General features: G+C 44.6%; 19 protein-coding genes and 1 pseudogene. 16 read left to right on the plus strand and 4 right to left on the minus strand.

Annotated features, from left to right (window positions below):
- Positions 1 to 35: 35 nt before the first annotated feature.
- Positions 36 to 803, minus strand: coding sequence for a sulfite exporter TauE/SafE family protein (locus MH215_RS16715; protein WP_239291582.1), 768 nt, complete (start codon positions 801 to 803; stop codon positions 36 to 38).
- A gap of 247 nt (positions 804 to 1,050) precedes the next feature.
- Here MH215_RS16715 and MH215_RS16720 point away from each other — a divergent pair, with 247 nt between their 5' ends.
- The 12 genes from MH215_RS16720 (at position 1,051) to MH215_RS16775 (ending at position 17,038) form a co-directional block, all read left to right on the plus strand.
- On the plus strand, positions 1,051 to 3,312 hold the full coding sequence (locus tag MH215_RS16720; RefSeq protein ID WP_239291583.1) for a glycoside hydrolase family 3 N-terminal domain-containing protein: 2,262 nt from the start codon (positions 1,051 to 1,053) through the stop codon (positions 3,310 to 3,312).
- Between the two features lie 335 nt (positions 3,313 to 3,647).
- Positions 3,648 to 4,397 carry an FCD domain-containing protein gene (locus MH215_RS16725; protein WP_239291584.1) on the plus strand — a complete coding sequence of 250 codons (750 nt, stop codon included), beginning with the start codon at positions 3,648 to 3,650 and terminating at the stop codon, positions 4,395 to 4,397.
- A 14-nt stretch (positions 4,398 to 4,411) separates the two neighbouring features.
- A complete protein-coding gene (locus MH215_RS16730) occupies positions 4,412 to 6,463 on the plus strand; it encodes a hydantoinase/oxoprolinase family protein (protein WP_239291585.1) in 2,052 nt (683 codons plus the stop codon).
- Entirely contained in the window at positions 6,460 to 8,439 is a 1,980-nt protein-coding gene (locus MH215_RS16735) for a hydantoinase B/oxoprolinase family protein (protein WP_239291586.1), read from the plus strand. The genes MH215_RS16730 and MH215_RS16735 overlap by 4 nt, the downstream gene beginning before the upstream one ends.
- Positions 8,440 to 8,548: 109 nt before the next feature.
- Positions 8,549 to 9,685, plus strand: coding sequence for an ABC transporter substrate-binding protein (locus MH215_RS16740; RefSeq protein ID WP_239291587.1), 1,137 nt, complete (start codon positions 8,549 to 8,551; stop codon positions 9,683 to 9,685).
- 91 nt (positions 9,686 to 9,776) lie between these two features.
- Positions 9,777 to 10,904 carry an ABC transporter ATP-binding protein gene (locus MH215_RS16745; protein WP_239291588.1) on the plus strand — a complete coding sequence of 376 codons (1,128 nt, stop codon included), beginning with the start codon at positions 9,777 to 9,779 and terminating at the stop codon, positions 10,902 to 10,904.
- Positions 10,901 to 11,818 carry an ABC transporter permease gene (locus MH215_RS16750; protein ID WP_239291589.1) on the plus strand — a complete coding sequence of 306 codons (918 nt, stop codon included), beginning with the start codon at positions 10,901 to 10,903 and terminating at the stop codon, positions 11,816 to 11,818. Before MH215_RS16745 ends, MH215_RS16750 begins: the two co-directional genes overlap by 4 nt.
- Positions 11,811 to 12,644, plus strand: coding sequence for an ABC transporter permease (locus MH215_RS16755; RefSeq protein WP_239291590.1), 834 nt, complete (start codon positions 11,811 to 11,813; stop codon positions 12,642 to 12,644). Before MH215_RS16750 ends, MH215_RS16755 begins: the two co-directional genes overlap by 8 nt.
- Before the next feature lie 4 nt (positions 12,645 to 12,648).
- Positions 12,649 to 13,872, plus strand: coding sequence for a M24 family metallopeptidase (locus MH215_RS16760; RefSeq protein ID WP_239291591.1), 1,224 nt, complete (start codon positions 12,649 to 12,651; stop codon positions 13,870 to 13,872).
- 79 nt (positions 13,873 to 13,951) lie between these two features.
- Complete coding sequence (locus MH215_RS16765; RefSeq protein WP_239291592.1) at positions 13,952 to 15,151, plus strand: MFS transporter; 1,200 nt, start codon at positions 13,952 to 13,954, stop codon at positions 15,149 to 15,151.
- 397 nt (positions 15,152 to 15,548) lie between these two features.
- Positions 15,549 to 16,043, plus strand: coding sequence for an RNA polymerase sigma factor (locus MH215_RS16770; protein WP_239291593.1), 495 nt, complete (start codon positions 15,549 to 15,551; stop codon positions 16,041 to 16,043).
- Positions 16,040 to 17,038 carry a hypothetical protein gene (locus MH215_RS16775; protein WP_239291595.1) on the plus strand — a complete coding sequence of 333 codons (999 nt, stop codon included), beginning with the start codon at positions 16,040 to 16,042 and terminating at the stop codon, positions 17,036 to 17,038. Before MH215_RS16770 ends, MH215_RS16775 begins: the two co-directional genes overlap by 4 nt.
- Positions 17,039 to 17,221: 183 nt before the next feature.
- On the opposite strand, the pseudogene MH215_RS16780 reads toward MH215_RS16775, so the two are convergent.
- A pseudogene (locus MH215_RS16780) lies at positions 17,222 to 17,670 on the minus strand (GNAT family N-acetyltransferase).
- A 126-nt stretch (positions 17,671 to 17,796) separates the two neighbouring features.
- Between MH215_RS16780 and MH215_RS16785 the strand changes: the two are divergent.
- The 3 genes from MH215_RS16785 (at position 17,797) to MH215_RS16795 (ending at position 19,885) form a co-directional block, all read left to right on the plus strand.
- On the plus strand, positions 17,797 to 18,612 hold the full coding sequence (locus MH215_RS16785) for a MerR family transcriptional regulator (RefSeq protein ID WP_239291597.1): 816 nt from the start codon (positions 17,797 to 17,799) through the stop codon (positions 18,610 to 18,612).
- A 98-nt stretch (positions 18,613 to 18,710) separates the two neighbouring features.
- Complete coding sequence (locus tag MH215_RS16790) at positions 18,711 to 19,214, plus strand: ClbS/DfsB family four-helix bundle protein (protein WP_239291599.1); 504 nt, start codon at positions 18,711 to 18,713, stop codon at positions 19,212 to 19,214.
- A 215-nt stretch (positions 19,215 to 19,429) separates the two neighbouring features.
- Positions 19,430 to 19,885 (plus strand): NUDIX domain-containing protein, encoded by a 456-nt coding sequence (locus MH215_RS16795; RefSeq protein ID WP_239291601.1) that lies wholly within the window; start codon positions 19,430 to 19,432, stop codon positions 19,883 to 19,885.
- 175 nt (positions 19,886 to 20,060) lie between these two features.
- Here MH215_RS16795 and arfA read toward each other — a convergent pair whose 3' ends face one another.
- A complete protein-coding gene (arfA, locus tag MH215_RS16800; protein WP_338544013.1) occupies positions 20,061 to 21,554 on the minus strand; it encodes an arabinosylfuranosidase ArfA in 1,494 nt (497 codons plus the stop codon).
- Between the two features lie 204 nt (positions 21,555 to 21,758).
- Between arfA and MH215_RS16805 the strand changes: the two genes are divergently transcribed.
- Positions 21,759 to 22,679 carry an ArsR/SmtB family transcription factor gene (locus MH215_RS16805; protein WP_239291605.1) on the plus strand — a complete coding sequence of 307 codons (921 nt, stop codon included), beginning with the start codon at positions 21,759 to 21,761 and terminating at the stop codon, positions 22,677 to 22,679.
- Between the two features lie 9 nt (positions 22,680 to 22,688).
- On the opposite strand, the gene MH215_RS16810 is transcribed toward MH215_RS16805, so the two are convergent.
- Positions 22,689 to 23,174: a DinB family protein gene (locus MH215_RS16810; RefSeq protein ID WP_239291607.1), complete on the minus strand. Its 486-nt coding sequence runs from the start codon at positions 23,172 to 23,174 to the stop codon at positions 22,689 to 22,691.
- Positions 23,175 to 23,273 lie beyond the last annotated feature (99 nt).

The raw sequence follows: 23,273 nt of genomic DNA on the forward strand, positions 1-23,273 counted from the left end.
TCCATTGACTTATGTCAATGGATCTTTCGTTTGGTTTACAGCCACAGTATCGAAGCTCCAATCATGGGAGTGATCACCATGCTTGTTTTTAGCCACGCTGCAGGAACGCGTTTCGTAAATTTGGCTCCGACATATGAACCGGACATGGTTCCAATCACAACAGCCAGCAGCAATTGCAGATCGAGGTAACCGATCTTCATATAACCGGCACCACCGGCTAGTGCAATAGGAATGATTACGAGCATCGTTGTACCTGCCGCATAACGCATTGACATCCCTAACAGCAGCATAAGACCCAACTGTATAAATGGTGTGGAACCAATACCAAATAGCCCAGATAACATGCCAGTAACTAGACCAATCAGAATGGCATACAACCAGTACCGGACTCCGCTAGTCTGTGTTGAGGCATGTTCTTTAGTAATCGTTGGACGACGGGAGACAAGAATTAACCTTAACCATAAGGCAAGCCCTGATGCAAAGAGCATAATGGAGGTCAACATACCCAGCCGATCTTCAGGAATAAAGGATGACCAGCCGGAGCTGACCCAGGCACCTGCTGCTCCTGCTAAGCCTACAATCGCGCCTGTTTTTAGAACGGAGTTTCCCTCCCGATAATGGCTAATCGAACCAGATAGAGAGGAGAAGAACATCGCAGCCAAAGCGGTTCCCAATGCGACATGTATCGGGTATCCAAAGACTACGGTAAGAACGGAGATAATGAATCCGGAACCTCCAGCACCGACAAAACCTAAAAGAAGACCAAGCACAATCATAACGAGTGTAATATTAATTAGTAACATGTGACATTCTCCAAACTTGATGGTTAGTACTTATACCTTAACCAGCCTATTTTCAGTTGCTGTGAACCATTATAACTTGTTTCAATGATCATCTGTAATATTAATATTTTATAATTTACATATTATCGCCGGATTGGATCTGGTGATCTGCGTATGTAGAACTAGAAAATGAAATGTAAGAGCAACAAAATATGTACACATAGCGTCTAAATAGGATGAATAGAACAGCAACAGGAGTGGAAACCAGATGTTTGTAAAATGCATGACACTACTTAGTACGATCCTTGGTTCCATGCTCTTATGGGCAGGAAACGCAGGCGCAGAGTCGCGATTTACGGATTTACAGTATTCCAAGTGGGCAGAAGATGGCATTCAGTATATGGCTGAACGCGGGACAGTAGCAGGCTACGGAAACGGAATATTTCAGCCGGAGAAGTCTGTAACGAGGGCGCAAGCTGTTACCTTTATGGTACGAGAGTTATATGTAGAAGAGCTTCAGCGGCCTGTACAAGGTGGCACTTATTCGGATGTTCCAACGACACATCCTTTCTATCGCGAGATTACGATAGCTGCCAAGAATGGATTGGCGAGCGGGTTCCCAGATGGTAGCTTCCGTCCTAATGCACCGATTAGCCGTGCTGAAACGGCGGCATTCCTTACGCGAGCCTATCCTCTGGAAGAAGGGAAGCAATCCGCAAATTGGACAGACACGGGGTCTCATTGGGCAGCCGCACCGATTCTTATGTTGAGTTCCAATGGCCTGGTGGGCGGATACGCAGATGGAACCTATCGGCCGAATCGATCAGTTACACGCGCTGAATATGCCGTATTTATGTCGCGGGTTATCCGCTTTGAGCGTGAACAAGCTATACAGGCTCAAGACTGGGATAAATTGATCTCATATATGACGTTGAGCGAACAGGTTGGTCAGATGCTCATGCCAGACATTAGACAATGGAATGGTAAAGTCACAACGACAGTTCATGAAGGTCTGAAGCGGAATATCCATGACCAGGATCTGGGTGGACTTATTCTTTTTGATAAAAATATAGTGGATGCCCGGCAGGTTGCTACGTTTACACATGATCTGCAGGCAGAAGCAGGTGATATTCCGCTGTTTCTAGGTATTGATCAAGAAGGCGGCGTCATTAAAAGAATTCCAGGCGGTACGAATCTACCGGGACAGATGGCGCTTGGTGCAACCGGAAATACAGCGCTAGCTGAATCTGCGGCTCAATTGACAGGAGAAGAGCTGAGGGCGCTAGGTATTCAGGTTAATTTTGCACCTGTTCTCGACATTAACAGCAATCCGGACAATCCCATTATCGGGATACGTTCATTTGGCTCGAATGCTGATTTGGTGACACGACTTGGTCTTGCCATGATTAAAGGTTTGAAGGAATCAGGTGTCATCGCTGCAGTGAAGCATTTTCCAGGTCATGGGGACACAGCAGTGGATTCTCATCTGGGCATGCCTGTGTTGACACATCAGCGTGAACGACTTGATGCCGTTGAACTGAAGCCGTTCAGAGAAGCTATTAACAATGGGGTCGATATGATCATGACCGCACACATTGCGTTCCCTGCGATCGATAATGAGCAAATGACTTCTCTGAAGGATGGCCAAAAAGTTCCGGTACCCGCTACATTATCCAAGAAGGTACTCACGGGTCTGCTTCGGGATGAACTCGGATATGATGGATTGATCATCTCGGATGCTTTTACAATGAAGGGAATCGCTGAGCATTTTGGAGAGAATAAGGCGGTAGAACGAGCAGTTTCCGCTGGAGTTGACATTATTCTTATGCCCCAAGATTCTGCAGCAGCCCATCAGACACTATTAAACGCAGTGATGAAGGGCGCGATTCCGAAAGAAACCATCGAAGCGTCTGTCACGCGAATTTTGGAAGCCAAATCCAAATACGGACTATTTGAACGCAGTCAGTCACTTTCGGTCAAACTTGCACAATTGAACCGGGTTATCGGATCTGATCAGCATCGCGTCGTGGAACGGGATATTGCAGAGAAAGCAGTTACCCTCTTGGCAAGTCGAGAAGGGAAGCGTGTTGATTCGATAAATAAAGGTGATCAGGTTGTGATTGTCGCAGCGGATGAACAGCAGGCACAGCAGCTTGAGAGACAGCTCCAACAATCGGCAAATAACCTGTCAATCAAAACAGGCATATCCGTGATACGTCAAGGGAATACACAGGCAACTCTTCAAGCGCTCGCTAAAGCGGATTACGTGATTCTTGCTTCCTATCAATTCCGTAATGTGGCTAGTGAGTTCGGCTGGAACGATTACCAGGTCTTAATTGATGAGATGAACAAGCGTAATCAGCGATATACGTTGTTGTCCCTTGGGAATCCCTACGAGATCATCTATCTACAGAACGTACGCTCAGCCTTGGCTGTGTACGGGAAGCAGGAACCTAATACGTTAGCAGGAATCAAGATGTTACTTGGACAGCTTGAGGCTGGTGGTAAGTTGCCGGTGGAAATAAAGTAAAGCGACCTTGCTGTCTCTAACGAATAGGTAAAGATCAATAAAATAATAGGTAGAATATAATACTAGTAATAGATAGAGAACAGATATGGTCATTGCAAATTGGAGAAAAGAAGTAACTTAAAATCATGTAAACCTATAAACCGTGCCCAGCGCGGTTTTTTCTTTATTTGCGGCGTAGTGCAAATGTTCTAGCAAAATATTAAGAAACAACGGAATGCAAAATAATAAATACTAATTATATTAGAATTATTGAAAAATTTAGGGGATAAGATTATAATTTTGCTAATCATCAGTGAGTAACAACAATGGAGAGAGAGTTTAAGGGAGGGGATCAGATGTCTCTTGAATTGTTGGAATTAGAGCTAGAGTATGAATTGCTGAAGCAGCTTCATGAGGCGAGCACGCCAATCGGTGCAAGCACGCTCGTACATACACTTGGCAAGAGCCATAATCTGAGTCAGGCTACGATTGGTAGAAGACTCATGGAGTTGGATGTTGATGGATATACCGTACTACAAGGACGTAAGGGAAGAGTACTGACAGAAGCAGGTCAAGAACGGATGAAGACACTAGAACGTGAACTGCAGCAAAAAAGTGTAAACATGCGTTTTATCCAGATGTTAAATCACTCAGGTGAAAAAGCACTGCTAGACGTTCTTGTAGCAAGAAGAGCACTTGAGAGGGAGATTGCTTCATTGGCTGCTCAGCGTGCCACGAAGGAATATATTGAATTGCTGAAAGAATCGATCGTGGTACAGAATCGCATGCTCGCAGATAATATGATTCCTTATGAAGAAGATCGGGAGTTTCATAGACTTCTGGCTTATGCAGCTCAGAACCAGATTTTGCTGCATGCCGTCGAATTGGTATGGGAAACCAGTCGTGATTTCTTGGAAACAGCGTATATTCGGCGAACCGTTGGAAGCGAACTCGTTGTAGATCATCAGGAAATATTGGAGGCAGTGGCTTCTGGTTCACCGGAACGAGCTGAGGCAGCCATGGTCAACCACATTAACCAGATGATCGAAGACGTCAAACGATACTTTGCGATGAAAAACAAAATAAAACCTATGGATACGGTTTAAAAGGAGCTGAGCTTTTGGACACCATTTACCGTTTAGGCGTTGATATCGGAGGCACATTTACGGATGCTCTGGTCACTGACGATCAGGGGAAAATCATTACTGCGCTAAAGACTCCATCCATTGCTTCAGCGCCTGAACAGGCCATTTTTAATGCACTTGATCAACTTAAGGAACGTGGTGTGGATATTCAAGACATTGATCTATTTGTCCATGGAACAACTCTTGGGGTTAACACGCTAATTGAGCGAAATGGTGCAGAAACGGGACTTCTGGTAACGAAGGGTTTTCGTGACATTCTCGAAATTCGTAGATTGCGATTAGAAGATACAACCAATCTGTACGGTGACAAAACGGAGGCACTTGTCCCAAGGCATCTGGTTAAGGAAATCGATGAACGTGTCCTGGCAAGTGGTCGAGTGCTGCACCCACTGTCTATAGAACAGCTCCTCCAGGCTGTAGATGAATTAGTAGAAGAAGGGATTACGGCTCTAGCGATCAGCTTCTTGCATGCCTACGTGAATCCTGCTCATGAGAAACAAGCAGAAGAACGGATTAAGCAGCGATATCCCCATCTTTTTGTATGTAGCAGCAGCACGATATGGCCGCAGCAGCGAGAGTTTGAGCGTACACTTGCTACGACGATGAACGCTTATGTCGGGGAACGAATGGGATCGTACTTTCAAAGGCTACAAGAAGGTATACAAGCATACGGGTTAAAGGCCAATCTGTTATCAACGATGTCTAATGGTGGCATGATGACAGCCTCAAGTGCAGCAAGTGAACCTGTCCGTACGCTGTTGTCTGGTCCTGCTTCAGGTGTCATCGCAGCAACACATATCGCACATACCGCAGGCATTGAACAAGTTATCACGTTTGATATGGGCGGTACAAGTGTCGATGTGGCTCTCATTGATGTACACCCCGCTTATTCGACCGACAACAAGGTAGGGGATTTCCCAGTGATCATTCCTGCGATTGATGTAACGGCGATCGGTGCGGGTGGGGGCTCTATTGCCTGGCTCGATTCAGTAGGTGTTCTTAAGGTAGGACCTCGCAGTGCAGGAGCAAGTCCAGGTCCAGCTTGTTACGACAGGGGAGGACTTGACCCAACCACAACAGATGCCTATCTTCAGCTAGGCATTCTGCAAGCGGATCGCTTCTTAGGTGGACAAATGCAACTTCATCCAGAGCTTGCAACAAGTGCTCTTAATCGACTAGGTTACACCCTCGGGCTGGATGCAACACAAACGGCTCAAGCTATTCTAGATGTAGCGACGGCTAATATGTACGCCCAATTCTCACCGTTAATGGCACGAAAGGGTGTTGACCCACGTGATTTTACACTACTTGCTTACGGCGGTGCTGGACCAATGCATGCCTTTTTGATGGCTCGGGAGGTAGGAATCCGCAGAGTGCTCATTCCGCCTTCACCGGGAACGCTTTGTGCCATGGGATGTACGGTAGCCAACTTGCGGAATGATTTTGTTTTTTCGTTACACCAGAACAGTCAGGCTCTGGCTCCAGGAGAATTGGCTAACCATTTCGAGGCATTAGAACATAAGGGACGGAACTGGGTTCAAGAGGAAGCTCAAGGAAGCTTGAAGCTGGAGTCCGTATACTGCTTATTCAGTGCTGATATGCGTTATGAGGGACAGGCATTTGATCTCGAAATTCCGCTTACACCTGAAGAGATTAATAACCCAGAGCTGGCCAAAGCCAAATTTCACTCACATTATGAACAAGTGTTTGGCATTAGTCAGGCCGAGGCTGAGGTTATGTTTATCAGTCTTCGAGTAAGTGTTGTAGGCGTTGTGCCATCGAACAACAGCATAGATCATGAAGTGGAAGCTCACCAATCGTTAGATGAGAATGAACCAGAAGAACGCATGATTGTTTTTGATCACATTCCTAGAATAGCTAAGGTATGCGCCAGGGCGCAGATTCCTCTTGACGCTGTGGTTCAGGGGCCAGTCATTATTGAGGAGTATGATACGACCATTTTTATTCCCGCAGGTTTTACGGTATTCAGAGATATTCATGGGAATTTGATTGGAGAGATGCAATGATGATCGTTGATAAAGTTTTTCTCGAGATCTTCAATAATCGGATTCAAGCAACAGTTGAAGAGATGGCGAATGTTGTGTTACGCACGGGCTTTACTGCTTTTGTCAAAGAAACCGGTGACTTTGGAACATACTTACTGTCCCCAACAGGTGAGACATTTGGCTCTCCACTTGAAACGGGATACAATCTATCTCTTGGAATCCCCGCTGCTGCAACGATACAGAGCGTTAAAGATTGGCAAGAGGGCGATATCGTCATTTGCAATGATCCCTATACCACGCAAGGCATGGTAACCCATCTTCCAGATATGCATCTTATCAAACCTTTCTTCTATGAAGGACGCATTATTGCATATGGAATGTGTTTTGTACATTCATCAGATGTTGGCGGCAAGGTGCCTGGAAGTGTATCTCCCAGCGCTTATGATATTCATATGGAAGGCATTCGGATCGCGCCTATTAAATTATATGAGGCTGGCGTTCTTAATGAAACTGTACAGCGCATGTTTCTGGACAACAGCCGCATTCCTGAACAGAATTTGGGTGATCTCAGAGCGCTCATGGCGGCATTAAATCGGGGAGAACAGCGGATTGGCGAACTGATTACGCGATATGGCGTAGAGCGAGTGGAACAGGGCATTGAACAATTACTGGAATACGCGGAGCTGAAAGCGCGTGCTATTGTCAGTGACATTCAAGATGGAACATATGAATTCTGGGATTACCTTGAAAAGGGACCAGGCGGGTATCCGATTCGTCTGCGATGCAGCATGACAATCAACAAGAGCGATATCTATCTCGATTTCAATGGTTCCGATCCACAGGTCAGGGCATCGTTTAACATTCCAACGCATAACCAACAAGGACACTACATGCTGGTGCCTGCTCTTATCCGTTATTTTCGTACACTTGATCCGACTATTCCGTGGAATTCTGGCATGATTCGTCTGGTACGCAATTATGCCCCTCCAGCTTCCATTCTTAATCCAGAGCCGATGGCAGCGGTCGGCGCTCGGGCGGCAACCTTTATTCGTCTGATGGATGTCATCACTGGTGCTTTGGGTAAAGCACAGGCGAGCAGAGTACCTGCGGCTGGAGCAGGACAAGCCTGTATTGTCATGATGGCGATGACCGATGCAAACGACGGGAAGAAAAAGGTCGGTGTCATACAGCCGATCTGTGGTGGATCAGGTGCCAGACCGATGAAGGATGGTATAGATGGTATGGATTTTGCGGTAGGACATCTACGTAATATCCCAGCCGAGACGGTAGAGGCTGAGATGCCAGTCATGATTGAACACTACGGTCTACGTCCAGATTCGGCAGGAGCAGGAACCTTCCGCGGTGGAAGTGGGATTCAACTCCGTGTTCGGATTCGCACACCGGATACGGTGATGACAGCAAGAAATATGGAACGAATGGAGTTCCAACCATGGGGTAGGCTTGGAGGCGGTGTGGGTACACACGGTGAGGCTATTCTGAATGTTGGTCTTGATAGCGAAGAGCAGTTAGGTAGAATTGATGAACTGCTTCTGCAGCCGGGAGATACGGTTACCTTTCTATCCCAAGGTGGCGGCGGATATGGCGATCCTATGGAACGAGATGTTCAACTCGTGCTGAAGGATGTTAGAAGTGGGTTAGTATCGACTCGTCAGGCACTCGAACGGTACGGCGTTGTGATTCGAGATTTAGAATTGGATGAGGAGCAGACTCGGGTTGAGCGTGGTAATAAACGTCAGCAGGAGACGAAGGACTTCAACTACGGTCATACGAGAGAGAAGTATGAAACGTTGTGGAGTGATGAGATGCAGTTGGCTTTGGTTAATGCCTTGAACAACTATCCGATTGCACTCCGTGATTATTTGAAACGTCGAACGATGAATGCTGTTGAACACAGATTCGCAGGCAATGCTTCCCTGACTCCTCACGATATACCTGAAATGATGGAAGAGTTGCGACAGCAGATTGGACTTCAATGAGAAAGAAAACGAAGAAGAAGTTAACGTTTTATTGAAACACATCAACTAAATAGATTTAATTAGATGATTTTGTGGGCCTATATCACTTATTCGATGGGGGAAATTCAATATGTTTAAGTCAAAGAAAAATCGTTTTCTCAGTTTAGCTTCTCTCACACTGGCTGCTTCACTCGTACTCTCAGCTTGCGGGGGAGCGAGTAATACGAGCAATTCTTCCGAAGGAACGGGTACTTCAGGATCTGGTGGGGAAAAGGTGAAGCTCACGATGTTCATTTGGGCTGGTTCCAATCAGGATGTTGTACCAAAAGAAGTTGTAGCTGAATACGTGAAAGAACATCCAAACGTAGAAGTAACGTTTGAAGAATCCACTAACTCTGTGATGTATCCGAAGATGGTTGCTGGCAAACAAGCGAATCCTGACGATCCCATCGTCAACTTTGGTTACTTCAATGCCGACGCTACGGCGAAAGGTCTGAACGACGATATGTGGGAACCACTTGATACAAGCATCGTGACGAATATAAAGGATATCCCTGAACAATTTCATCAGCCGGATAATAAAGGGATCATCTGGGGTGTATCCAGCTTTGCATTAGTGTACAACAAAGATCTTGTTCAAACGCCGCCAACGAGTTGGAATGACCTGTGGGAGAACGAGCAATTCAAAGGAAAAACTGCTCTGTGGGACTACATGTTTTATTCTTACATCTCACCATTAATTGAGGTTAAAGGCCAAGAGATTAGTGCTTCATATGAACATCCAGAGCCTGCATTCCAGTACGTGGCGGATCATAGTGATCAGATGGGTACACTCGTCACTTCCAATGATCAATTAAAAGCACTTCTTGAATCAGGCGATGCTCTTATTGCACCGTTCAGTGCACAAGTTGCTCAGACATGGATTGATGCAGGTTCACCACTAGCTGTTGCTTATCCTGAAGAAGGAGCGATATCCTTCCCGTATTCACTGCAAGTTGTCAAAGGATCGACACCTGAACAGACTCGGGTGGCTAACGAGATCATTAATGAGTTGCTGAATGCTGAGTCGCTAACGAGTTATGCTGATGCTACCGGAACGCCTGTAACTAGCACTACTGCAACGGTACCTGATAAGTATAAGGACGATCCTTCCTTCTCCGTTGAAACACAAAGTAACGGCATTAATCCGGATTGGGACAAGCTGGCACAGAACAGCTCTGCTTGGAAAGAACTGTGGGATCGTCTGGTGAAAACGAAGCTGCAATAATTAGGGCGTGTCTGAAAACTCCGAAGGCGCAGATTTCAGACACGGCCTAAAATCTATTCGCAAACCGAACTGGATAGATTGGAGGAATAGAATGAACAGCGGACGAGAACCCGTTTCCATTGAAACGAAAGGTGTCAGGAAGACATATGGAGAGCGAGCCGCCGTTGATCAGGTAACGCTTCAGGTTCAAAAGGGAGAGTTCGTCTCCCTTCTGGGGCCAAGTGGCTGTGGCAAAACAACACTGCTACGCATGTTGGGTGGACTTGAACAGCCAGATGAAGGGGTCATTTTACTGGGAGGGCGCGATGTCACGGGAGTTCCTGCTTATGGTCGCAACAGTAACATGATATTCCAGCAGCTTGCACTGTTTCCTCATATGGATGTATTCCACAATATTGCATACGGTCTTAAGGTGAAAAAAACACCGAAGGCGGAGATTAAACGGCAAGTCTATGAAATGCTTGAATTAGTACAGCTTGGAGATTACAGCAACCGAGCTATCTCGCAACTGTCGGGAGGACAGGCTCAGCGTGTGGCGATAGCCCGTGCGCTAGTTAACCGGCCAGAGGTGTTATTGCTTGATGAACCGCTCTCTGCGCTTGATATGCAGTTGCGCCTGGATATGCAGCATGAGCTGAAACGTATTCAGCGGGAGTTCGGAGGAACATTCATTTTTGTCACACATGACCAGAGCGAAGCGATGAATATGTCTGATCGAATTGGTGTCATGCGAAGTGGAAAGCTGCTGCAATATGGGACGCCTGATGAGATTTATGAGAATCCTGCGGATCATTTTGTAGCGAAATTCATCGGGGATACGAACCTTATCAACGTAACCGTATTAGGATCAGATCGAGAGGTTGTTCGCGTTGATTGTTTCGGTCATACACTTATTGTGAAAGAAAACAGGGGAGGAAGCGTCCAACCAACGGGTACACCATCCGTATTGTCGTTACGTTATGAGTATATTCGTCTTGGTGCCGAAGCCGAGGGCAGTGTTGTGAATTCCCTGGAAGGCAGGGTGATTGAGAGCGTGTATGGGGGCGCAAGTATACGCTACACCTTGGAAATAACATCCGAATTACGTATTCAGGCGACCGTTCTGCATCAGCGAGGTGCATCTCGATATGCACCAGGTGATATCGTACGGATTGGATTTGACCCGGATGATGCACTGTTGTTATCTGAACCTGAATCGAATCAGGAGAATAGATCATGAAACGGGTAACTGAACGCGTCGTCAATTTGTATTCTTCTCAGCATCGTCACTGGTTGACCCAGTTTCTTCTGCTCGTGCCTGCTTTAGTGTTGATGGGAGTCGTCTATCTCGGTAGCTTGCTGATCTTTGGCAGATACAGCTTCGACATTTATGAGAACGGCAAATTAATTCGGGGATGGGACTGGGCTTCATACCGTGCTTTTCTAACGGACCCGTATTACTGGAAACTGATTGGGACGACGTTTCGGATTGCATTCAAGGTTACACTGTGGAGCATGCTGCTAGCGTATCCATTGGCTTACACCATCGTGGGCTTGAAGAAACCAGGCTTGAAGCAGTGGTTGCTACTATTAACGTTTCTACCCTTGCTGGTTAGCGCCGTTGTGAGATCATATGGATGGCAGTTGCTCTTATCAAGACAAGGCATGATGAACTGGTTGTTCACTCATCTGGGGATTACCGAAGAAGGCTTCAACATGATGTACAACGAGACGGGTGTAGTGGTTGCTCTAGTTCATATTTTTCTACCATTTATGGTTTTTCCTATCCTGAATGTGTTATCGCAGAGTGATGTATCCCTCAAAGCAGCTGCTCAGGATCTAGGTGCGGGCAGTTGGCGTACCTTTTTTACCATAACGCTGCCCTTATCGGCAAGAGGCATTGCAAGTGGTATTCAGATTGTATTTACGCTGTGCCTAACCGCATTTACCACACCTCAGCTTATTGGGGGAGGTCGGGTAATGACATTGCCTGTTTTCATATATCAGCGAACACTGGATACGAATTGGCCTATGGCAGCCGTTGCTAGCTTGTTTCTGCTGGTATCCTCCATCGTTGTCTCACTTATCGTCAACAAATGCGCGGACATGCTGATGTTTAGACGTTCCCGCAAAGGAGGTCAGGCACATGGTTAGCTCTAACAGACTTACGAAGCTGCTACTCTATGTTTTTACAGGCATGGTAGCCGTATATCTGCTGTTACCATTACTTATGATCGTGATGACGTCAGTAGGCTCGGGATCGGCAAGTAAATTCCCACCAGAAGGGTTCACACTGAAGTGGTATGCTAATTTAGCGGAGCAAACTCAGTTTTTGCACGCATTCAAAAACAGTCTTATTGCTTCTACAGGTGCCGTACTACTAGCGCTTGTAACTGGCACACTAGCTTCACTTGCCATCGTACAATATCCGTTTCGCGGATCAGGGTTATTGCGGGCTTTCTTCGTCTCCCCAATGGTCATGCCCAAAATCACGTTGGGTATTGCTTACCTGATTCTCTTTTCCAAAATGCATATTGCAGGCGGTTTATTTGCCTTGATTTTGGGTGAAGCAGTCATTGTTCTCCCCTTTGTTCTGACAATTGTGGGTAGTGCGCTCGCTAATCTACAGCTTGTATATCGGGAGGCTGCTGCGGATATGGGCGCAAGTCCAATACGGATTTTTCTTACCATAACGCTGCCACAGCTTAAATTGTCCTTGCTCCTCTCAGGCTCAATTGCATTTGTATTCACATTTGATCAAGTCGAAGCTGCATTATTACTCTTGCGGCAGGACAGCTACACGTTGCCTATTCAGTTATTTTTGTATATGGAAAAATGGCAAGACCCTACGATTGCGGTGGTATCCGTTGTTTTAATCGTATTTGCGCTGGTGCTGTTTCTTCTGATTAGGCTAGTTCTGCGTTCGCTTACAGGAATGGAAGGCATGCTGGGCGGAAGAAAAAAACAAAGGAGGTCTTGATTACATGGAAGAAGTAGGCTCACAACAGCGTTCTCGTAATGCTGGCTTGAACTGGGAGCGGGCAGAAGAAGTGATGAAGACAAAAGGGATTGCAGCTCTAATTGCGACTACACCGGAGAATATCCAATATGTCATTGGCTCACAGCTGCGTGCGAGTAACTGGACGATGCAAATTTATGCGGTACTTCCTGCGGATCGATCGACAAGACCTTGTATCATCATCCCGACCAATCGTCTGGGAGTAGTCGCACAATTTGGCATAACGAACGTTGATATTTTTGCATACAGCGATTTTTTCGTGGAAGGCACGATTGAAGGCAAGCCTTCAACCCCGGATATTGATCTGTTCTATTCCTTGTTACAATCCACGGTTATTCACAAAAGTCCGTTAGATGCGCTTCAAGCGGCACTGAAACAGTTGGGTATCGAGCATCAGCCTATCGGAATTGATGAAATGCGGATAGCTCCACAGATTTTGGAAGGTATCAAGAAAACGGTACCTAATGAAGCCGTTATACCTGCCTATGCCCTGTTTCGACATATCCGGTTGATCAAAACATCCTATGAAGTGAGTCGGCTACAAGAAGCAGCCGTTCTGAATGAACGGATTGAGAAGGAATTAATTGATCTGATCAAAGCAGGTGTTCATGAGAAGCAGATTGCAGACTACTATCGGCTGGCCGTGATGAAAGACGGCGGGATTCCGGCGATGACTGCAGTAGGTGCAGGGCCACGAAGCGCGCTGCCTCTGATCGAGAATTATTTTCACACGATAGAATCAGGTGACCAGGTTCGCTTCGATCTATGTTTGCAATTAGAAGGGTATTGGGCAGATACCGGTCGCACAGTGGTTGCAGGTGAGCCTACACCTTGGATGAAAAAGCATTTTGATGCGGTAAAAAGTGGATGGGAGACGGCACTTGAACATGTGTGCCCAGGGGTCAAAGCGTCGGACATATTTCATGCAGCGGTATCACGCGTACAACGCGAAGGTATCCCTCATTATCGACGTCAGCATGTAGGACATGCTATTGGCCTGGAGCTGTATGATGATTTGACCCTCTCCCCGGGTGACCAGCACATTCTGGAGCCCGGTATGGTACTTTGTGTTGAGGTGCCTTACTATGAGCTTGGTGCTGGTGGCTTCCAAATCGAGGATACGGTGATCGTGACTCCAGATGGTTTTGAGTTTCTGACTCATATGGAGCGTAAACTGTTCACGAAATAACGATTGATGGAAGGCTTCACGCAAGCGATTTGGCAAGAGCCGATCAGGGGGCATTCCTTCCAGAAAGTTGGAAAATGCAATGATTCAGCAGGGAACGACGACATTTCGAAACATCAGTCTTGCACTGTTTGCCGGAGGATTTATCACGTTTGCATTATTATATAGTTTGCAGCCTTTGATGCCTGAAATCAGTAAAGCTTTTGCAATTACGCCTGCCCAGTCTAGCTTAACCCTCTCGGTAACGACCGTTGCTATGGCACTTACGATGCTATTTGTGGGCTCTTTGTCTGACTTGGTCGGGCGCCGTTATATCATGACTGCTGCTTTGGTGATCTCATCTCTAATTGCTATATTGAGCGCGTTTAGTTCAGGATTTACGGAGCTTTTATTGCTTCGTATCCTTCAAGGTGTCGCACTGGCGGGGCTTCCAGCTACAGCTATGACCTATTTGGCTGAGGAGATCGACACCTCCAATCTAGGGTATGCCATGGGTCTATACATCAGCGGTAATTCCATTGGAGGCATGGCAGGGCGTTTTATCAGCGGTGTAATTACAGACTGGTTCAGTTGGCGGACAGCTATTGGTTTTATAGGTGTTCTGGGTTTATGCGCTGCTCTGATATTCTGGCTTGTTATTCCACCCTCACGTAATTACGTCAAGAGTGCTGTAAGCTTCTCACGTATTATGCCGCTCATATGGTCCCAATGCCGTAATCCACGTCTGCTCTGTCTGTACGGACTCGGTTTTCTGTTGATGGGTGGCTTTGTAACGGTATTTAACTATATTGGCTTTGAATTAACTGGAGAGCCGTATAGCCTTAGTCAATCTGTTGTTGGAAGCTTGTTTGTTGTATATATTATGGGCACCTTAAGTAGCACTTGGATGGGAAGAATGGCAGATCGATACGGCAGGTCACATGTTCTTATTTTCACGCTTGTTATCATTCTTGCTGGTGCACTATGTACACTTCATTCTGACTTGTGGGTGAAAATTTTAGGACTTGCACTATTTTCCTTTGGTTTCTTCGGCGGACATTCCATCGCAAGCAGTTGGGTAGGTCTTGTGGCGAAGCTGCATGTATCCCAGGCGAATGCCCTGTACCTATTTTTCTACTATGTTGGTTCAAGTGTTAGTGGAACAGGTGGAGGGTTGCTCTACAGTGTGCAGGACTGGCAGGGTATCGTAGGTATGATCGTTGTCTATATTATCTTAGCAATTATCCTGTGCCGGATCCTTGCCCATCTGGATGAACGACCATCGGAGGCAACTTTGAAATAGCAAAAAAATGAGCGTGGATGCTCGTTCGTTACGAACAAGTGGAAGCTACATTATCATTTAAACAAACATTTGATCAATAATAATATGTGAGCAATAGGCTATTTCGGGACTGGTATCCTGCAAAGTAGCCTTTTTTGTTTTGATAAATGAATCAATTTCATAATACCTTCAGCTGCTTAAATAAGGCTAGATATAGATCGAAACGGTTTAATTTGTATATCTAGTTACATAAAACTCGTTTTAATGAGTTATGAAATTGATTCAATTGGGGACTGTAAATTCCAGTTTGGTTACGGATTTTACGTACATGCAAAGGACATCTCGAAAATATTAAAAACAAAATGTGACCAAATGTCGTCCTTAAGAGTGTTTAACATATAAAGGAGGGCAAGACACCATGCAGCGATCAGTGCCCGAGCCGGGCGATCATGTGATGAACATCTACGAGGCATATGCGGATACGCTATTCCGGATTGCCATGGTACACCTCGGCAGACGAGAGGACGCAGAGGAAGCTACTCATGATACCTTCATCAAATATATAGAAAAAGCCCCCACCTTCAACGACGCAGAGCATCAGAAGGCATGGTTAATTCGGGTCATCACCAATCACTGCAAGTCCTTATTAGGCAGAGGTTGGCGCAAACGGGAGATCAAGCTGGAGGGCGCAGATTCTCTCACAACGGATAACCCTGAAGACCAGGCGTTGATTGAACTTGTGCTGTCCCTGCCTGTCAAGTATAGATCGGTGGTTCACTTATATTATTACGAAGATTATCCGATCCGAGAAATCGGCGCTATTCTACAGATTAGCGAGTCAGCAGTGAAGATGCGATTACAACGGGGAAGACAGTTGTTAAAGCTGGAGCTGGAAGGGGAAGAACAGCTATGAACGAGGAACAATTCAGACGAAATTATAAGAAAGCGGTGGATTCGATGAAAGCAGATGAGCAAATGAAAAAACGGATGGAGCAAAGTGTGAATGCAGAGCGCCAGCAACAAAAGCGTCAACGTAAACCTCTATACATTGCAGCTAGCGTTGCTATTGTTGCGAGTATTGGAATAGCCGCTCCTAGTGTATGGCAGCAATGGAACGCACCGAATGCACCGGTGACTAGTGTGGCTTCCAATGAAACCAACGACTCAAATGAAACCAATACACCGAATACATCCAATGATCCAGTTGTTATTCCAAAAACGGAATTACCAACCGCGGACGGTAAAGGTGCTATGGCAGATATGATGCAATTAGTCGTCTATCAGGGCAATGTCTATACCCAATCAGCAACATCGCTCGATGGTGCAGATGCCCTTGCGTTGCGTGGCGAGAAGCTTGGCACGACAACAGGTGGCATCCATGAGCTAAGCGGCCAAGATAAGTATACGGAGCTTGCTTCCAACATTGGTGAGGCAGACATTTATGCAGTAAACGGGTATGATCAAGACTTCCGAATCATGTCCTATACTGAAATTGATGGACAGGTGTACGCACAATTATTTGACAAGAATAATGATATCACTATTAATACAGGTGCCGATCTTATCGGTAAGCTGCATATTGAAGGTAATATTACGGCCGCGCAGTGGGAAACCTTTGCTAGCTGGAACAATGGATTACAGGAGCTGCAACAGCTGCCAGCAGACGAATCATTGAATGCCTTTGTCGCGGCATTGAATGCTGCTAAACCGATTGTAACCAGCCCAGATCTGGAAGAGAAATTGTACGGACAGGAAGATCGCAAAATGATCTATCTTACGCTACAAGACAAAACGAAAGTGTCCTTAGTGTTGTTCGGTGAAGGTCTAGTGCGTTACGGTAATGTACCCGTATTCCTTGAAGTGGAGCCAGGTGCATTTCAAGCGTTCTGGGATAGCCTGAGCGAATAAAATTATAGTTGAGCAGTGGGAGTGGAAGCGCGAAGAAGAGCGAGCAAGGCATATCATTGCCTTGCTCGTTTTTTTTTTTTGTATGCTGCATGAGAAATGAATTTGTACCGAGCAAGATCAGAAAAGGCGTTTAAGATTCTATTTAGAGAATTAGCATTGAGCAGGTGCAGACGAATATTTGGCTTAGATCAATTTAACCATCACATGCTCTCCATTAATGTCTTTTTCACCATTCAATTGAAAGCCGAATTGTGTATATAACTTCATCGCTGGCTTATTATTTTCATACAGACTGAGATAGATTTTCGTGCATGAGTATAGACAGACCATATGATCAATTAATGATTGCAGCAGTATTTTACCTAGTCCACGACCCTGATATTGCATATCAATCAGATAGCGATCCAACCAGACTCTACCATCTTCACTTTCGTTCGGAAACAAACCGTACATAGCGAATCCAACAAGACCCCATCCACATACAATCCAACAGGCTGATAAAAGGGACATTCTTTAGCATCTTGTAAGCATTTAGCAGGAGTTTCAATGTAGTTTTGTTGAGTGTGATGTACACGCAAGGATATGATATCACCTAAATTGTTTTGATCTACTTTTTTAATTTCTACTTTCATAGGAGACACCTTCTGTTACCCCTAAGGACGCCGTGCATTTTCCCTAGGGGTTTGATTTTGTTTATTACTAAATTTAAAATAAGGTATCCGGTTACAGGATAGTCAAGTGCAAAAGGGAGGGAAAACATGGAGGGGTTAACATATGTTTCAACAGGTCAGTTTGCAGAGATATGCCATGTAAACAAGAAAACGCTCTTTCATTACGATGAGATTGGACTCTTCAAGCCGACTTATGTGGATGACAAGGGATATCGATATTATTCGCTGAACCAACTGGATACCTTTTTAATGATCACTGCGTTGAAAGATCTTGGTATTCCGTTGAAGGAGATCAAGACCTATCTGGAGGAAAGAACACCTGATCATATTTTGCAGATGTCCAATGAAATGATTCACAAGGTGGACAAAGAAATGGACAAGCTAAAAAATATCAGAAATATTTTGCAAGAAACGATAGAGTACACTCATCGGGGACTACAAGCTTGGAAAAATGAGGTTCGTTTGATTGATCAAAAGGAGGAATATCTGATGCTTAGCCCAATAATCCAAGAATCGGATGTCCTTACGGATCTCCAGTGGTTAACATTCTTTAGAAAATTTGAGAGACGGACACAGTCAGCCAACACGTCATTTGTTGGAGCGATGGTAAGTGAAGATAATATTCATGCGGGGAAATGGGATGATAAGAGCTACTTGTTTGCCAAAACTCAAACTCCTGAGCTTGCCACGATGATTAAACCAAAAGGAACATACGCAGTGACTTTTCATCACGGAAGCTACGGAAATATCGGGATTACATATGCAGAATTAATGACATATCTACAACAAGAGGAACTCAGCATAGAATCATTCGCGTACGAAGAATATCTTGTAGATGAGGTGGCTGTTCAGAAAGAGGAAGATTATATCACTCAAATTACGGTGAGGGTATCTTCTAACTAGTATATAAATTGTTTATAAATGGTCAGAAATCTAGAACTAGGATATCTATCAGAACGAGCCTGCCCATGCTAAGATGAAGTTAAAAGGAGTTTTGGCTCATGATCGGAACGAGTGAAAAAGAAGAGTTATTATTGAATAGTGATCACCATTTCACAACCTTGCTAGAACTTGTTGAATCTGTACCTAGAGGCAAAAGAGGCCATTCAATTGAAACAGAAGAGAGAGACAAAAGTTTTCGCGATGTGCTGATGCATTTATATGAATGGCATGCCATGTTGGAGAGATGGTACCGAGAAGGCATGGATGGCGATATCCCTTCGATGCCTGCACCTGGTTTTAAGTGGCGTACGATTGATCAGCTCAATATGCAGATTTGGGAAAACTATCAGGATGTAACTTTGAACCATGCGATCAAAAAATTAAAGTTGAGCCATGAACGAGTGATGACGCTTATCCGAAATCACACCAACGAAGAAATCATGACTAAGAAACATTATAAATGGGTGAAAACAAGCAATTTGTACAGTTACTTTGCAGCTAACACTTCCAATCATTACGTGTGGGCAATTCAGAAATGTGAACGGATCGCCAAGGCGTTATGACATAATTGTTCAGAATTTGTTGAGTATTATGTGTTAAAATCTTCTTCATAAAATCGTGAAGTTAAGCGGAATAAATCTGAAGCTCAATAATGCATTCGACAACAGTAGTCAGGCATCGTCAATAATATCGTTTATTGAGAAAGGGACTACTCTTAAGCCAGCAGACAAAACCCTCAACAACTCGATTCAGTTTAATGACAAAAGAGGGATTGAAATTGGAAAGAAAGATTAGAAATTCTGCCAAAGCATTGATTATTCAAGATGGAAGAATGCTTGCCTTGAAGCACAAAGATAATCAGGATGTATATTATACGTTACCTGGCGGAACTCAGAATGCAGGCGAAGCATTGACTGATGCTGTTAAACGCGAAGTGGCAGAGGAAATAGGAGTCGATGTAGAGCCGTTGTCATTGGAGTTTGTGAACGAAGGTGTATACGGTGAAGCTCTTCATCGAGTAGATTTCTTTTTTTTATGCGAGTACAGGGGCATGCTGGATCATGCGAATCTGCACAATGAACAAGCCCATGAGGCGTATGAATGGTTGGAGATCCAAGATATTATGGCACAACCCCTCAACCCATCTAAATTACGAAAGCAGATTCTACGATTGGTTGCTGGAGAGAAAACCGTTATGTATTTAGGAAATGAAGAACATGAAGACTCAGAATGATTCATTTGAAGAGTCGGCCTGAATATCAGAGTTCATTTGCATGTTTGAGATCAAAAAAAGACCTCCAGCTTCGTAAGAAGACTAGAGGTCTTTGTCGTATCATTAGATAAATCGTTAAAGGCAACATTGCTATCGAAGGTATTGAACGTTCACATAATTGAACTCTACCAGTGAATTACGCTTGCTTTGTTTTAAGACGAATCACATTCCATGATGCTTTGTTCAGGACAGCTTGCACTTTTCCTTGATCTACCTTCGTGTGCCCGCCGTTGTGAGGCATAACGTTATGTGGGTTTGTTTTGGTATTGGTCGCTTTCAAGTCGTCATTTTCCAATACAATGTGCTCTACAAATGTAGTTTCGCCAAAAGAACGAAGGTCTACATTCAGTTCCATCTGTTCGTCCAGATGTCTGTTTACCGCAAAGATAGTGATCAATCCATTTTCTTCATCATGCACGCTGATTGCTTCCAGGTAAGGCACATCCGTGAAGTCTTTGGAATCGTACTTCGGTGAAGATACGATAGATTGAAGCACGGTGCCACGTCCGAAGTTGGATGCATGCATGAACGGGAAGTAGGTTGTTTGGAACCAGATCGCTCCGTTGTTCTCGGTCATGATCGGTGCAATAACATTGATCAGTTGTGCAAGACAAGCCATTTTCACCCGGTCTGCGTGTTTCAAAATGGTAATCAGGTAACAGCCTACCGCCAGCGCATCTTCATGCGTATATACATCCTCGAACTCCGGCGGTGCAATCTGCCACCGTTCTTCCATACGGCTCGTACCAATAGAGTTCCAGACATTCCATTCGTCTAGGGACAACATCAATTTCTTTTTACTACGTTTCTTCGCTTGCACAAAATCACAGATCGAAGCGACACTGTCGATGAATTGATCCAAATCCAGAGAACTAGCGAGGAAATCATATGTGTTGTCTTTATTATTGTTATAGTAAGCATGCAGGGACAGATAATCTACATTCTCATAGGAGAGATCAAGAACCGTCGCTTCCCAATCAGCGAATGTGCTCATACCACGGCTCGAACTGCCACATGCAACAAGTTCAATATTTGGATCAACCCATTTCATCGCTTTCGCAGTTTCGTTCGCAATTCTGCCGTATTCATGTGCAGTCATCGCTCCGATCTGCCAAGGGCCATCCATTTCATTACCTAGACACCAGGTTTTGAATTGGTGAGGATCTTTGTAACCATGAGAAATACGCAGATCGCTCCAATACGTGCCTGAAGGATGGTTACAGTATTCCACAAGGTTTCTTGCTGCATCAATACCACGGGTACCCAAGTTAACAGCCATCATCACTTCGGTTCCAACAAGCTTCGCCCAATCAGCAAATTCATTGGTTCCAATCGCATTCGTTTCAATAGTCCACCAAGCAAGCTCAAGTCTGCGTTTACGCTCCGCTACAGGTCCCACACCATCTTCCCAATTGTAACCTGATACAAAATTTCCGCCCGGATAACGAACAATAGGTACATTCAATGCCTTGATAGCTTCAATTGCATCTTGACGGAAGCCTTGCGCATCTGCAGTAGGATGACCTGGATCATAAATCCCTCCATACACAGCACGTCCCAGATGTTCAACAAATGAGCCGTAAACTCGCGGATCAACTTCAGCGATCTGAAAATCTTTATCAATAAGCATCTTAGATGTAAGCAAAATGAAAACCTCCATAGAATTGATATGTTTTATTTGTTTCATTCATACGTCATGTATTGAATTCGCCAAAAAGCAAAATCAATATATTGATTTGTTATCTAATATGTATCATAATGCTTTTTTAGGAGCAATATTATTTTACAGGGTTCGCAAAATAACGAATTCATAAAGAGGGGGGAAGTGGAGTTCATGATGCTCGGTACGGATGCTAATTCGCTAATCGTTTACGAGGCGCTTGCAAGCGAGGCTCGTTTAAATATTGTTCGTTTATTACTGCAAAAGAGAGAGATGCACATTAATGCGCTTGCCGAGGAGTTATATTTGAGCAAAGCCATCGTTAGTACCCATGTGAGCAAGTTACAGAAAGCTGGCATTGTTGGTAGCCGAATGAGGAGAGAAAACGGTGGAACCTATAAATTTTGTTACATCCAGCAAGAGTTTATGACGATTAATCTATCCCCAGAGCCAATGGCTGCACCTTACCATGAAGTCTCCATTCCAGTAGGGCAATATACGGATTATGAGGCATGGCCAACATGCGGGATTGCGACGACGACCCAAATCATTGGACAATACGATACGCCAGCATGCTTCATGGATCCGGATCGGGTGAATGCAGGCATACTCTGGTTAGCACGCGGGTTTCTCGAATATAAGATTCCTAATTATCTATATAAAGATCAGGCAATCACGGAGATCGAAATCTCACTAGAGCTTGGCTCGGAGGCTCCTCAAGTGAATGAGAACTGGCCGTCGGATATTCGTTTTACGCTGAATGGTCATGCTCTTGGAACGTGGACGAGTCCTGGTGACTTTGGGGATCGCAAGGGCAAGCTTACTCCACAGTGGTGGCATTCTGATGTGAACCAGTATGGTGTACTGAAAGTGCTACGAATCAATGCTGATGGCACGTTTATTGATGGGCAGCGCATTTCGGATGTCAAAATAAATGATTTGAATCTCAATACCGCTACATATTGGACGATTCGCTTAAGCCCAGAAGAAGGTGTACCTGGCCGAGGTGGACTTACGTTATTCGGAAAGGGTTTTGGGAACTATAACCAGGACATTTTGATCAGGTACTATTATGAACCAGTAGATGCTAAATAAATGGCTTTATTAATCTTTTAAGTAAGATTGCATTGGCTTTAAGTCTCTACCGATAAAATTAGCGGATACAGGCGTTAATTCTAGTTCTCTCGCCCATACAGAAAGTTGCCCGATATGATGAATCTCGTGGGCAATTAAATGATGTAATATCTCATCTTTTGTGTATTCATCTTCATCCCAGGGGACTTTTACCAATTGATCGCTTCTTTCTTCTGAATTGGTCTTTAAGAACTCAACGATTTCAGGTCGTAATGAATTTGAAAGAGCTCTTATCTTCTCAAGCGTTTTATAATTTTCAAAATCAAATATGACATCTTCCTTATCCTGGATACCACGAATCCAACTATATTCAACGTCAATAATGTGAAAAAGAGTGTACAGAATATTCTCTACTCCACCTATGCGGGTTTTTAATAGCTCTGCTGTTGTTAGTTGATTACACCAGTTAAACCATTCGTTTCTTACTTGCCAGTTGTATTCAAAGAACGTATTCATGATAATCACTCCGATCATAAATTTATCTAAATTGAGTGTAGATAGAACTATAATTACCCAAACGTTTGTTCTTGTTGAGAGTATATCAAAAATTGATAT

The organism is Paenibacillus sp. ACRSA (assembly GCF_022346845.1).
GTDB lineage: Bacteria > Bacillota > Bacilli > Paenibacillales > Paenibacillaceae > Paenibacillus.

Bases quoted from the DNA above. Each gene is read 5' to 3' on its own strand.
- MH215_RS16715 (WP_239291582.1), bottom strand. From the start codon at position 803: ATGTTACTAATTAATATTACACTCGTTATGATTGTGCTTGGTCTTCTT.
- MH215_RS16720 (WP_239291583.1), top strand. From the start codon at position 1,051: ATGTTTGTAAAATGCATGACACTACTTAGTACGATCCTTGGTTCCATG.
- MH215_RS16725 (WP_239291584.1), top strand. From the start codon at position 3,648: ATGTCTCTTGAATTGTTGGAATTAGAGCTAGAGTATGAATTGCTGAAG.
- MH215_RS16735 (WP_239291586.1), top strand. From the start codon at position 6,460: ATGATGATCGTTGATAAAGTTTTTCTCGAGATCTTCAATAATCGGATT.
- MH215_RS16740 (WP_239291587.1), top strand. From the start codon at position 8,549: ATGTTTAAGTCAAAGAAAAATCGTTTTCTCAGTTTAGCTTCTCTCACA.
- MH215_RS16745 (WP_239291588.1), top strand. From the start codon at position 9,777: ATGAACAGCGGACGAGAACCCGTTTCCATTGAAACGAAAGGTGTCAGG.
- MH215_RS16750 (WP_239291589.1), top strand. From the start codon at position 10,901: ATGAAACGGGTAACTGAACGCGTCGTCAATTTGTATTCTTCTCAGCAT.
- MH215_RS16755 (WP_239291590.1), top strand. From the start codon at position 11,811: ATGGTTAGCTCTAACAGACTTACGAAGCTGCTACTCTATGTTTTTACA.
- MH215_RS16760 (WP_239291591.1), top strand. From the start codon at position 12,649: ATGGAAGAAGTAGGCTCACAACAGCGTTCTCGTAATGCTGGCTTGAAC.
- MH215_RS16765 (WP_239291592.1), top strand. From the start codon at position 13,952: ATGATTCAGCAGGGAACGACGACATTTCGAAACATCAGTCTTGCACTG.
- MH215_RS16770 (WP_239291593.1), top strand. From the start codon at position 15,549: ATGCAGCGATCAGTGCCCGAGCCGGGCGATCATGTGATGAACATCTAC.
- MH215_RS16775 (WP_239291595.1), top strand. From the start codon at position 16,040: ATGAACGAGGAACAATTCAGACGAAATTATAAGAAAGCGGTGGATTCG.
- MH215_RS16785 (WP_239291597.1), top strand. From the start codon at position 17,797: ATGGAGGGGTTAACATATGTTTCAACAGGTCAGTTTGCAGAGATATGC.
- MH215_RS16790 (WP_239291599.1), top strand. From the start codon at position 18,711: ATGATCGGAACGAGTGAAAAAGAAGAGTTATTATTGAATAGTGATCAC.
- arfA (WP_338544013.1), bottom strand. From the start codon at position 21,554: ATGCTTATTGATAAAGATTTTCAGATCGCTGAAGTTGATCCGCGAGTT.
- MH215_RS16805 (WP_239291605.1), top strand. From the start codon at position 21,759: ATGATGCTCGGTACGGATGCTAATTCGCTAATCGTTTACGAGGCGCTT.
- MH215_RS16810 (WP_239291607.1), bottom strand. From the start codon at position 23,174: ATGAATACGTTCTTTGAATACAACTGGCAAGTAAGAAACGAATGGTTT.